Genomic DNA, 12,862 nt, shown 5'->3' with positions numbered 1-12,862 from the left:
AGTGGTCCCTCTCTTTTTATCTTGTCAATTCATATAGACTTTCGGCATAGATTTGTATGGCCTTGATCATATCAGATACCCTGACATGCTCGTCCTTTTGGTGAGCCGTATCCGGACTATCATCAAATAACGCCCCGAAAGCTACTCCCGCTTCAAGGGCTCTTGCATAGGTCGCCCCTCCCATCGTCTTCACTTCCGCTTCTTCACCTGTAACTTTGTTATAAACAGAAAGCAATGTTTTTACAAACGGATGGTCCTTTTCCAAGTGAATCGATGCCAGGTGATCATAGACTTCATACGCACCCCTGCTTTTTGCAGCAAAATCTTTTAATTTCTGATCAATGACACTATAATCTGCACTTACAGGATACCTAAGATTGAAACCAAGTTTACATGTATGTTCATCTATTACGATCGATCCAAGGTTTGAAGTGAGCGCTCCGGACACTTCATCGGTTTGTTTTACATTCAACCCTTTACCATCTGTTGTTTTAAAAGCTTTATATATATTCTGGATAAATAATTTATACTCATCATTCAGCGGAAGGGATTGCAGAAAACGTAGTAAAGCTGTAACTGCATTTAATCCTTCTTCCGGTTTGCTAGCATGGACGGCATTCCCTTTCACTTTCACCTCATACCGCCCGCCTGTAGCCTTTACTGTCCCTTTAAGCTTGTACTGAGCTGAATAAACATTGAAAACCTCCTCTATATTCAGTGGAGATTCAATCCATGCCACTGCCTCATCAGGAACCATATTCAAGCGGTCACCACCATGCACGGAAACCACCTTTGTTTCCCCCTCATTTTCAGGTACTGGATAGGTGATGTAGCTGTCTAACAACCCTTTTTCTGCATGAATGACCGGAAAGGATGCATCAGGGGTGAAGCCCAGTGAAGGCATGGTCTCGGATTTAAAATAATAATTGATCCCCTTCCAATCCCGCTCTTCATCTGTACCGAGGATTAAACGGATTTTTTTCCTGGGTTGAAACCCTTGCTCTTTTAAAATCTTCATAGCAATGTATGCAGCCATCACAGGTCCTTTATCATCTTGAGCACCGCGGGCGTATAATTTCCCTTCCCGGATTGTCGGTTCAAAAGGAGGGGTGGTCCAATCCTCTCCTGCGGGTACAACATCCAAATGGCCAAGAACACCAATAATCTCATCTCCTTCGCCAAATTCAATATGCCCGCCATGCCCATCTACATTCTTAGTAAGAAAACCATCTTCTTCCCCGATCCGGAGCATTTTTTCCAGCGCCTCATGGATAGGTTTTCCATAGGGATACACATGATCTTCCTCGAAAACACTCGGAATTTTCAACAATTCCATTACGTTCTCTAAATAGTCCTTTTCATACCTCTTACTCAAAGCGTGAAAATCCATTTTCATTCTCCTTTACTAAGAATTTTTTCATAAGTCGGCTTGTCACATACAGCGTATAACTCTGCCTCGTCAGGTATGGATTCATCTAATTTTCGATTAATGGCTAGGTCATTCCGATCAGCAATTAAAGTCGCACCCTCATCAAGTAAAGACTGAAAAGCATCTCGATATGTTCTCCAGCTTCTTTTTTTCGGAATATAATACAAGTCTTCCCCTACCGATCTCTTAAGCAATTGTCCATAGATGCCGGAGACACCTTTTCTGAAAGCCGAACGAACGGCAAGGGAAGAAATTGTTTCATTAGAAACAATGAATTCATCGATTTGAGCATGTTTAAAGTTTTTCACATGTTTCTCTTCCATAATTTCCGCAATGGTATGCACATTCGGGGCTACAGTCTCAATAGAAGAAGCGATTAAAAGAGTTTTCCCATCGGTCATCTGTTCATTACCTAATCGCTCATCGGCAAAAATAAGGACAGCCTTTGCTTGGGATATGTTTGCCTTTTGCAGCGTCTCCTCGTCCGAAGCATCGCCTTTTATGTAATGGATATTTTCTGTAAGAATTGGAGCTTCTTTTAATTGATCGATGATGACAATATTGCATTCCTTATTTGTTTCTATCATTTCCTTTACTGCAAAATGGGCTTTTTGAGACCACCCAATAATGACAAAATGACCACTATCTTTATACACGATATCACCTTCCAATCGTTTTTTTCGAAAGATGGCTAAGCCATCAATAATTTTTCCTATGACAATACCAATAAGTCCAATACCTATGACATATAATAGTATCGCAATGGAACGACCTGCTACAGTCACCGGAAAATAATCCCCATATCCTACCGTGGTAACCGTTGTCATCACCCACCAGAAGCCATCAAAAAAAGTTGGGAATGTATCATTTTCTACCACAACGATTAAAATACTCGAGAAAAGAATAAGCAGAGCGCTTGCAGTAAAAAGTATAGTATTGTTTACTCTGACCATCTTCAAAAAGATCTTTCGAAGTAAAATCATAGTTCCAGCCTCCTAACTTTTAATATTTTGTAAATTAGATGAATAATCTGTAAATTAAAACGATTTTAGTAGCACGTTCCATCTCATTATTGTAGAATGAAACCAACTTCAGAGATTCACATGCACCACAAGTTCCATACAATGACGATTAAGGAGTGGTTTTTTGAATCATCCATCATCCCGCATGCTCAATCGTATCAAAGCTGTTTACCTCTATATTAGAGACCGGGGAACAGTATCGACTAATGAGTTATCAGACGAGTTCGGTATCACTGACCGTACTATGCAGAGGGACTTAAGCATTTTGGAATACAACGGGCTTGTATCAAGTCCGAACCGTGGAAAATGGACAATCACTGAAAAGAAAGTCAAAATATCATAGAAGATAAGGATATAGATGACACCCGGAAAAGATTCCGGGTGTTTTTTTGGTTAATCATTCAAAGTTGTCTACTGTTCTAAGTTTGTGATTCCCATCAGATAGTCAATTTCCTCATCTGTCAGCTCTCTGTACTCTCCAAGGTCGAGATCCTCATCAAGCCCCAGTTCGCCGATCATCACCCTTTTAAGATACGTCACCTTCTTATCAACGGCTTCAAACATCCGCTTCACCTGGTGGAATTTCCCTTCTGTGATAGTTAACTCTATTTCGGAAACATCTCCGGATTTGAGAATAACCAATTTCCCTGGCTTGGTTTGATACCCATCATCCAGAGTGACTCCTTCTGAGAATTTCCTTACATCTTCTTCAGTTACTTTTCCATCAATCACAGCGAAGTAAGTCTTCCCTACATCTTTTTTAGGAGAGGTTAGTCGATGATTAAGCTGACCGTCATTGGTGATTAACAACAACCCCTCTGTATCCTTATCCAGTCTGCCGACAGGAAACGGGTCAAACACCTGGTCCTCAGGCTGCAAAATATCAATCACCGTTGGATCATGCGCATCTTCCGTCGCAGAAATCAAATCGCCTGGTTTGTTCATCATCAAATAAATGTATTCTCTATACTCTACTTCCTCTCCCATTACCGTGACCAAATCTTCATTAGGATTCACATGGGTTTTCGGGCTCTTTTCAGGGTTTCCATTGATTCGTACGTTTCCACCCTTCAAAAGAGTTTTCACTTCTTTCCTCGTGCCATATCCCATATTAGCTAAAAGTTTATCAATTCTCATCTTGGACAAAACCTCCTTTTATCCTCTCTTTAGAAATCTATCCAGTACACGAACACGATCACCTAAGACACGCTCAAGCAGTGTTGTCTGATAGGTTAACCACAGGTAAACAAGACCTCCAGCACCAATACTGAAGAACAGAACAATCAGTGCATCCAGTCTACTTTCCATCGGATCTAAAATAAAGCTAAGCACCCATTTGATCAAGAGCACAACGAATGCCATGATTGTTGTCAAAATCAGAACGAGCAACGTCCTCTTAAACAACTGTTGGTAAGAAAATTCAATGGAAGTGAAAATACGTCCAAAGTTAAGGATAACCGCTGCAGCAACACCAATGCCTGTTGCAATGATTGCACCTTTTGCTCCAAATAGTTGAATGAGCCACCAGTTCAGTCCCAGCTTTAATAGGATTCCTGTCCCGAGACTTATGACAGCAAAATTCTGTTTGTTGATCCCTTGTAGGATGGATGAAGTTACAGTATATAAGGCAAGGAACAATCCGACAGGCGCATACCAGCGCAATAGATCCCCCCGATACTCGAGATCATCAACCCCATAGAATGTCCCATAGGCCTCAAAGGCAACAACTGAAAGACCGACGACAGCCGGAATAATCAACAGGGCAACGATTTGCAGTGCCTGGTTAATCTGGTGATTCAGACGGTTCATTTCATTTTTGGTATAAGCCTGAGTGATCGCCGGTAACAGTGCTAACGACAACCCGAGGCCCAGGGTGACCGGAATCATAATTAATTTATGACTCAGGAAATTAATGATTGAAAAAGCATTGTTATACTCCAACCCTGAGGCTTTAATTGCTTTTTCTAATGTGAACTGATCGACAAGCTGATACAGTGGTGTAGCAATCCCTACTAAAATAAAGGGTCCTGCATAAGCAAATAATTCTTGAAACATCTCCTTGTTGGAGAGACCATACGTGTACTCCTGAGCCTCTAACTGACGATCCAGGAACGGCTTTCTCTTTCGCCAATACCAATAAAGGACGATACACGAAGCAATTCCACCAATGAACGCGGCGAACGTTGCAAAACCAACCGCTTGGGGAATAGGCCCTTGAAGAACTTGTACAATAATAAAAACAGAAACAAGCAGGAATACAATTCTAACAATTTGTTCAATCACCTGTGATACAGCTGTTGGTGCCATGGATTCATGCCCTTGGAAGAATCCTCTGGTAATACTCATCGGAGGGATGACAAGCAATGCAAAGCTGACCATTTGTATGACCATCGTAGCATGTCCAAGGCGATCAGAGTCTTCACCAATCGTCCATGCAGCCACCTGCTCTGCAGAAAAGAACAAAATTAAGAATGCCAATACACCAGTAATGGACATAAGAGTCAGACCAGCTTTTAACATCTTTCGTCCTGTTTCATAGTCTCCCAAAGAGTTATACTTTGAAACAAATTTGGAAACAGCTACAGGTACCCCCATACTGGAAAGACTAAGTAATATGCTGTAAGGGACGTAAGCAATCGAGAATAAATCTGTGCCTTCCGTACCTACCATATTTTCAAACGGAACGGTATAAATCATTCCTAGAAACTTTGACAAAAATGTTCCGGCCGTTAATAGCATCGTACCTTTAAGTATCTTTGACATAATTCGTTTTTCACCTTCAATTTTATTGTAGAATCGACCTCATCTATTTTATCATAGATAAAGGAAGAACAAGGAACGAATGACCTAAGAAAGGAAGACATCCATGACTTACCAAGTAACTGTCATTGGTGGAGGACCATCAGGACTCATGGCTGCGATTGCGGCTGCCGAGCAAGGTGTGGACACTCTACTCATTGATAAAGGAAAAAAACTAGGAACAAAGCTTGCCATATCGGGAGGGGGACGTTGTAACGTCACCAACCGCCTGCCAGAAGAGGAAGTCATCAAACATATTCCGGGGAATGGGAAATTTTTATACAGTCCTTTTTCAGTATTTAACAATTATGACATTATCGATTTCTTCGAAGACCTTGGTGTCGCACTGAAAGAAGAAGACCACGGACGAATGTTTCCTGTCAGTAATAAGGCCAAAGATGTTGTACAAGCCCTTCTGAATCGGATGGAAGAATTGAATATTGAAGTTCGTAAAGAAACTCCCGTGGAGGCCATTCATTACGGAGAAAACGAACACCACGTTATTTTAAAATCAAAGGAAAAGATTGTGACCCGATCCCTGATTCTTGCAGTAGGAGGTAAAGCTGTACCCCATACGGGCTCCACTGGGGATGGTTACGCATGGGCAAAAAAAGCTGGGCATACCATTACCGAACTTTTCCCTACAGAGGTGCCCCTTCTTTCCAAAGATCCATTTATTAAAAACAAGACATTGCAAGGTCTCTCACTCAGGGACGTTGATGTTTCTGTGTTAAATGAAAAAGGGAGAAAAATTGTTACCCACCGGATGGACATGTTGTTCACTCATTTCGGTTTATCAGGTCCTGCTATTCTAAGATGCTCTCAATATGTTGTGAAAGAGTTCATGAAAGGCCACCGTCCTGTAACCATTGAAATTGACGCTCTTCCTGATGATAAAGAAAACGTTCTATTAGATAAACTTCAAAAAATGATGGAAGAACATTCGAAGAAAACCTTCCGAAATGTGATTAAAGGAATGGTGCCGGAACGCCTGCTTGATTTCGTTCTTGAGAAATCCGAGATAGCCCCTGATGAGAAATCTGCAAACATTTCAAATGAAAAATTGCGGAATTTCATTCACATGTTAAAGAAGTTCCATGTCCATGTTTATGACTCCCAGCCGATTGAAAAAGCCTTCGTCACAGGAGGTGGAGTTTCAATAAAGGAGATCATCCCGAACACGATGCAATCCAAGCTTATGGAAGGTCTTTATTTCTGCGGAGAAATCCTTGATATCCACGGTTATACAGGTGGATATAATATCACCTCAGCCATGGTCACCGGCAGAGTCGCAGGTATGCACGCAGCATGGGAAGCGATGGCATGACTTCAAAGTGTTCATAGTTTCAATATTTTGTTCAACTATATGGCAGGATTGGGGAAAATCTCCCCTCTTGGTCTAGGGGTTCTTTTCTCACCAATATCGAATGGGGGGGAAGCTGGAAACTCCCGGGGGATTGGATTGGCTGGCGAGACCACGCTGAGCGGAGCTCGAGGAGGCTTGCCGTCATCCCGGTTATCTAGAAACGGAGTTGAATAATTTTGGAACAAAAAAAGTCGAGAGAGGGTTAGCCCTTTCTCGACTTTCTTTGTTCATATTCTTTCAATCTACCTAATTCCTCATTTATTAAATGTTGCATTTCTTCACGATCCTCCTGAGAAACGAGAGGATCTGTATCATCCCAATCCACCATATACACAATATAAAACCTTCGTATTCGTCTAAAATAAACCGTAGAATGCGGAAACCTGTCAAAATACCCTCGGACCATTTTTCTTCTTGAGTAGCTCCACCGCACTAGTTGCATCTGGGTCCCTCCGAACATACATTCTCTCATTTAGTATAACGAGGAATACTAGGAAACTCAACAATTTCTACCAAATAAATACAAGTCCTAAATAAGCGAAAAGAAGACTACTAGATAAATATAAGAAACCATACGTTTTTAGTCTTTCATAACGGTTGGTAATGCCAAATACTCCGACAAAGGCCAGCCATATAATAATCCCTACATAGAAGATATGTTGCAGAAAACCAATTTCCTCCTTCAACGATACGAAATAAAAACCAATTGGAATTAATAAAAGCATCATTGCGTATTTCCAATTCCAAAATGTATTCCTTTTCCTTACCAATTCTGCCATGGTCTACATCCTTTCTCTCATAAAAAATATACCATCATTTATTACCTATCACTTTGCTTCCATGTACTCTACGGTTGAATCAGCCTAGTAAAAATTAGGAATGCTATGTACACTACTATTTTACCAAATGTTTTTCAGATATCCATAAATAAACAACCCTTCAGGAATATTCCTGAAGGGTTGTCGTATGACGTGGCGGCGTCCTACTCTCACGGGGGTAAACCCGACTACCATCGGCGCTGAAGAGCTTAACTGCTGTGTTCGGCATGGGAACAGGTGTGACCTCTTCGCCTTCACCACCACATCAATATAAAGTTTGAGGTGAACCCTCAAAACTGGATAAGGAAACATCTTGTTTGAAAAGCAATTGTCATTCACGAATGATGATAATCAGATAGATAAGTCATCGATCCATTAGTATCCGTCAGCTCCACGTGTCACCACGCTTCCACCTCGGACCTATCAACCTCATCGTCTCTGAGGGATCTTATTTGCTTAAAGCAAAGGGAAATCTCATCTCAAGGGGGGCTTCATGCTTAGATGCTTTCAGCACTTATCCCGACCACACGTAGCTACCCAGCGATGCTCCTGGCGGAACAACTGGTACACCAGCGGTGTGTCCATCCCGGTCCTCTCGTACTAAGGACAGCTCCTTTCAAATTTCCAACGCCCACGACGGATAGGGACCGAACTGTCTCACGACGTTCTGAACCCAGCTCGCGTACCGCTTTAATGGGCGAACAGCCCAACCCTTGGGACCGACTACAGCCCCAGGATGCGATGAGCCGACATCGAGGTGCCAAACCTCCCCGTCGATGTGGACTCTTGGGGGAGATAAGCCTGTTATCCCCGGGGTAGCTTTTATCCGTTGAGCGACGGCCCTTCCATGCGGAACCGCCGGATCACTAAGCCCGACTTTCGTCCCTGCTCGACTTGTAGGTCTCGCAGTCAAGCTCCCTTGTGCCTTTACACTCTGCGAATGATTTCCAACCATTCTGAGGGAACCTTTGGGCGCCTCCGTTACCTTTTGGGAGGCGACCGCCCCAGTCAAACTGCCCACCTGACACTGTCTCCGGACCGGATCACGGTCCTGGGTTAGAATGTCCGTACAGCCAGGGTAGTATCCCACCAGCGCCTCCACCGAAGCTAGCGCTCCGGCTTCCAAGGCTCCTACCTATCCTGTACAAGCTGTACCAACATTCAATATCAGGCTACAGTAAAGCTCCACGGGGTCTTTCCGTCCTGTCGCGGGTAATGTGCATCTTCACACATAGTATAATTTCACCGGGTCTCTCGTTGAGACAGTGCCCAAGTCGTTGCACCTTTCGTGCGGGTCGGAACTTACCCGACAAGGAATTTCGCTACCTTAGGACCGTTATAGTTACGGCCGCCGTTTACTGGGGCTTCGGTTCAACGCTTCGCATAAGCTAACGCATCCCCTTAACCTTCCAGCACCGGGCAGGTGTCAGCCCCTATACTTCGCCTTACGGCTTCGCAGAGACCTGTGTTTTTGGTAAACAGTCGCTTGGGCCTTTTCACTGCGGCTCCTCGGCAGAGGAGCACCCCTTCTCCCGAAGTTACGGGGTCATTTTGCCGAGTTCCTTAACGAGAGTTCTCCCGCTCACCTTTGGGATCCTCTCCTCGCCTACCTGTGTCGGTTTGCGGTACGGGCACCTCTTTCCTCACTAGAGGATTTTCTTGGCAGTGTGAACTCAGGAGCTTCGGTACTTTATTTCCCTCCCCATCACAGCTTGACGTTGCCGGACGGATTTGCCTATCCGACCGTCTCACTGCTTGGACGCGCACATCCAGTGGCGCGCTCTCCTTATCCTCCTGCGTCCCCCCGTCGTTCAAACGGAAAGGAGGTGGTACAGGAATATCAACCTGTTGTCCATCGCCTACGCCTTTCGGCCTCGGCTTAGGTCCCGACTAACCCTGAGAGGACGAGCCTTCCTCAGGAAACCTTAGGCATTCGGTGAAAGAGATTCTCACTCTTTTTTCGCTACTCATACCGGCATTCTCACTTCTAAGCGCTCCACCAGTCCTTACGGTCTGACTTCACGGCCCTTAGAACGCTCTCCTACCACTGATCATAAGATCAATCCGCAGCTTCGGTGGTGTGTTTAGCCCCGGTACATTTTCGGCGCAGAGTCACTCGACCAGTGAGCTATTACGCACTCTTTGAATGATGGCTGCTTCTAAGCCAACATCCTGGTTGTCTAAGCAACTCCACATCCTTTTCCACTTAACACACACTTTGGGACCTTAGCTGGCGGTCTGGGCTGTTTCCCTCTCGACCATGAACCTTATCACCCACGGTCTGACTCCCAGAACAAAGTCTATGGCATTCGGAGTTTGACTGAATTCGGTAACCCGATAGGGGCCCCTCGTCCAATCAGTGCTCTACCTCCATGACTTTCTATTCTGAGGCTAGCCCTAAAGCTATTTCGGAGAGAACCAGCTATCTCCGTGTTCGATTGGCATTTCACCCCTACCCACACCTCATCCCCGCAATTTTCAACTTGCGTGGGTTCGGGCCTCCAGTCAGTGTTACCTGACCTTCACCCTGGACATGGGTAGATCACACGGTTTCGGGTCTACGACCGCATACTCACTCGCCCTATTCAGACTCGCTTTCGCTGCGGCTCCGCTTCTGCTGCTTAACCTCGCATACGGTCGTAACTCGCCGGTTCATTCTACAAAAGGCACGCCGTCACCCATTAACGGGCTCCGACTACTTGTAGGCACACGGTTTCAGGTTCTCTTTCACTCCCCTTCCGGGGTGCTTTTCACCTTTCCCTCACGGTACTGGTTCACTATCGGTCACTAGGGAGTATTTAGCCTTGGGAGATGGTCCTCCCGGATTCCGACGGAATTCCTCGTGTTCCGCCGTACTCAGGATCCACTCCGGAGAGAGAAAGATTTCGACTACAGGGCTGTTACCTGCTCTGGCTGACCTTTCCAGATCGATTCGCCTATCTTCCTCTTTGGTAACTCCAATGGAGTGTCCTACAACCCCAGAAAGCAAGCTTTCTGGTTTGGGCTGATTCCGTTTCGCTCGCCGCTACTTGGGAAATCGCGTTTGCTTTCTCTTCCTCCGGGTACTTAGATGTTTCAGTTCCCCGGGTGTGCCTGCCTATACCTATGTATTCAGTATAGGATACTGTTCCATTACGAACAGTGGGTTTCCCCATTCGGAAATCTCCGGGTCAAAGCCTACTTACGGCTCGCCGGAGCATATCGGTGTTAGTCCCGTCCTTCATCGGCTCCTAGTACCAAGGCATCCACCGTGCGCCCTTATTCACTTAACTATCTTCGTGAAAAGACGTTTACAATTTCAATTAGATGTCTTGTCATCAAATGTCTCATCGTTAGATGAAACAATGATTCCTTATCCAGTTTTCAAGGTTCACAAGTTGAAAGATCGTTTGATCTCTCAAAACTGAACAACCAACACAGTACGTTTCCGTAATATCCTTAGAAAGGAGGTGATCCAGCCGCACCTTCCGATACGGCTACCTTGTTACGACTTCACCCCAATCATTGGCCCCACCTTCGGCGGCTGGCTCCAAAAAGGTTACCTCACCGACTTCGGGTGTTGCCAACTCTCGTGGTGTGACGGGCGGTGTGTACAAGGCCCGGGAACGTATTCACCGCGGCATGCTGATCCGCGATTACTAGCGATTCCGGCTTCATGCAGGCGAGTTGCAGCCTGCAATCCGAACTGAGAATGGTTTTATGGGATTTGCTACACCTCGCGGCTTCGCTGCCCTTTGTACCATCCATTGTAGCACGTGTGTAGCCCAGGTCATAAGGGGCATGATGATTTGACGTCATCCCCGCCTTCCTCCGGTTTGTCACCGGCAGTCACCTTAGAGTGCCCAACTGAATGCTGGCAACTAAGATTAGGGGTTGCGCTCGTTGCGGGACTTAACCCAACATCTCACGACACGAGCTGACGACAACCATGCACCACCTGTCACTTGGTCCCCGAAGGGAAAGCCCTATCTCTAGGGTTGTCCAAGGATGTCAAGACCTGGTAAGGTTCTTCGCGTTGCTTCGAATTAAACCACATGCTCCACCGCTTGTGCGGGCCCCCGTCAATTCCTTTGAGTTTCAGCCTTGCGGCCGTACTCCCCAGGCGGAGTGCTTAATGCGTTAACTTCAGCACTAAGGGGTGGAAGCCCCCTAACACCTAGCACTCATCGTTTACGGCGTGGACTACCAGGGTATCTAATCCTGTTTGCTACCCACGCTTTCGCACCTCAGCGTCAGAAACAGACCAGAGAGTCGCCTTCGCCACTGGTGTTCCTCCACATATCTACGCATTTCACCGCTACACGTGGAATTCCACTCTCCTCTTCTGCCCTCAAGTTCCCCAGTTTCCAATGACCCTCCACGGTTGAGCCGTGGGCTTTCACATCAGACTTAAGGAACCGCCTGCGCGCGCTTTACGCCCAATAATTCCGGACAACGCTTGCCCCCTACGTATTACCGCGGCTGCTGGCACGTAGTTAGCCGGGGCTTCCTCGTTAGGTACCGTCAAGGTACCGCTCTATTCGCACGGTACTTGTTCTTCCCTAACAACAGAACTTTACGATCCGAAGACCTTCATCGTTCACGCGGCGTTGCTCCGTCAGACTTTCGTCCATTGCGGAAGATTCCCTACTGCTGCCTCCCGTAGGAGTCTGGGCCGTGTCTCAGTCCCAGTGTGGCCGATCACCCTCTCAGGTCGGCTACGCATCGTCGCCTTGGTGAGCCGTTACCTCACCAACTAGCTAATGCGCCGCGGGCCCATCTGTAAGTGATAGCGAGAAGCCATCTTTCAACTTTCCTTCATGCGAAAGAAAGTATTACCCGGCATTAGCCCCGGTTTCCCGGGGTTATTCCGATCTTACAGGCAGGTTGCCCACGTGTTACTCACCCGTCCGCCGCTCGTTCCACGAGCTTCACCCCGAAGGGATCCACTCGCTTCCCGCGCTCGACTTGCATGTATTAGGCACGCCGCCAGCGTTCGTCCTGAGCCAGGATCAAACTCTCCATAAAAGTTAAGTTTGACTTGCTCATTTGCACACCGAATGTGCTTGTTTCAAATCTCTTCTATAAAGAAGAAATGTTTTGACGTACTGGTTGGTTCGTTCAGTTTTCAAAGATCAAGTACTGCCTCACCCGACAGTAATCAAATTCTAGCATAATCGACTATATGTCGTCAATAGGTTTAATAGAATTTGTTGAAATAAATCTCTTAATGAGATGTTTTCTGTGCTGCTAAATAAGCAACGTTATCTATAATACATGGTGACCTTCCCCACGTCAATAGTTTAATAGAATTTCTTTGAGATAAATGCAACTATTATTAGAGAGTAAAAAAGCCCCTTCTATATAGAAAGGGCCGATTCAAATGTGTGGAGTTAAATCTGACTCCACGTAATAAATTCTTTGTAGCAGTTATCACATAACACCGTCG

General features: G+C 45.5%; 8 protein-coding genes and 3 rRNA genes. 2 read left to right on the top strand and 9 right to left on the bottom strand.

Going from position 1 to position 12,862, the window contains the following annotated elements:
- Positions 1-16: 16 nt before the first annotated feature.
- Complete coding sequence (pepV, locus tag ACQ4XT_RS10400; protein ID WP_446853620.1) at positions 17-1,390, bottom strand: dipeptidase PepV; 1,374 nt, start codon at positions 1,388-1,390, stop codon at positions 17-19.
- A 2-nt stretch (positions 1,391-1,392) separates the two neighbouring features.
- On the bottom strand, positions 1,393-2,412 hold the full coding sequence (locus ACQ4XT_RS10395; RefSeq protein WP_446853619.1) for a potassium channel family protein: 1,020 nt from the start codon (positions 2,410-2,412) through the stop codon (positions 1,393-1,395).
- A 184-nt stretch (positions 2,413-2,596) separates the two neighbouring features.
- Here ACQ4XT_RS10395 and ACQ4XT_RS10390 point away from each other — a divergent pair, with 184 nt between their 5' ends.
- Entirely contained in the window at positions 2,597-2,794 is a 198-nt protein-coding gene (locus tag ACQ4XT_RS10390; protein WP_446855650.1) for a DeoR family transcriptional regulator, read from the top strand.
- Positions 2,795-2,862: 68 nt separating this feature from the next.
- Here ACQ4XT_RS10390 and ACQ4XT_RS10385 read toward each other — a convergent pair whose 3' ends face one another.
- Positions 2,863-3,588: a pseudouridine synthase gene (locus ACQ4XT_RS10385; RefSeq protein ID WP_446853618.1), complete on the bottom strand. Its 726-nt coding sequence runs from the start codon at positions 3,586-3,588 to the stop codon at positions 2,863-2,865.
- Positions 3,589-3,606: 18 nt separating this feature from the next.
- Positions 3,607-5,214 carry a putative polysaccharide biosynthesis protein gene (locus tag ACQ4XT_RS10380; RefSeq protein ID WP_446853617.1) on the bottom strand — a complete coding sequence of 536 codons (1,608 nt, stop codon included), beginning with the start codon at positions 5,212-5,214 and terminating at the stop codon, positions 3,607-3,609.
- 103 nt (positions 5,215-5,317) lie between these two features.
- On the opposite strand from ACQ4XT_RS10380, the gene ACQ4XT_RS10375 reads away from it, so the two are divergent.
- Positions 5,318-6,577, top strand: a complete 1,260-nt coding sequence (locus tag ACQ4XT_RS10375) for a BaiN/RdsA family NAD(P)/FAD-dependent oxidoreductase (RefSeq protein WP_446853616.1) — start codon at positions 5,318-5,320, stop codon at positions 6,575-6,577.
- 241 nt (positions 6,578-6,818) lie between these two features.
- Here ACQ4XT_RS10375 and ACQ4XT_RS10370 read toward each other — a convergent pair whose 3' ends face one another.
- From ACQ4XT_RS10370 to ACQ4XT_RS10350, 5 genes are all read right to left on the bottom strand, one after another.
- The gene (locus tag ACQ4XT_RS10370; RefSeq protein WP_446853615.1) at positions 6,819-7,058 is read right to left on the bottom strand and encodes a protein YuzH; all 240 of its coding nucleotides are present in this window, start codon (positions 7,056-7,058) and stop codon (positions 6,819-6,821) included.
- A 67-nt stretch (positions 7,059-7,125) separates the two neighbouring features.
- Positions 7,126-7,395 carry a hypothetical protein gene (locus ACQ4XT_RS10365; protein ID WP_446853614.1) on the bottom strand — a complete coding sequence of 90 codons (270 nt, stop codon included), beginning with the start codon at positions 7,393-7,395 and terminating at the stop codon, positions 7,126-7,128.
- 190 nt (positions 7,396-7,585) lie between these two features.
- Positions 7,586-7,699, bottom strand: a 5S ribosomal RNA gene (rrf, locus tag ACQ4XT_RS10360).
- A 90-nt stretch (positions 7,700-7,789) separates the two neighbouring features.
- Positions 7,790-10,706, bottom strand: a 23S ribosomal RNA gene (locus ACQ4XT_RS10355).
- Between the two features lie 170 nt (positions 10,707-10,876).
- Positions 10,877-12,441, bottom strand: a 16S ribosomal RNA gene (locus ACQ4XT_RS10350).
- The 16S, 23S and 5S rRNA genes sit together here, the layout of an rRNA operon.
- Positions 12,442-12,862 lie beyond the last annotated feature (421 nt).

This window comes from Halobacillus sp. 12SKB, assembly GCF_052941655.1.
The sequence above is the reverse complement of the archived record's forward strand: the minus strand, read 5'-3'. Positions and strand labels throughout refer to the sequence as shown.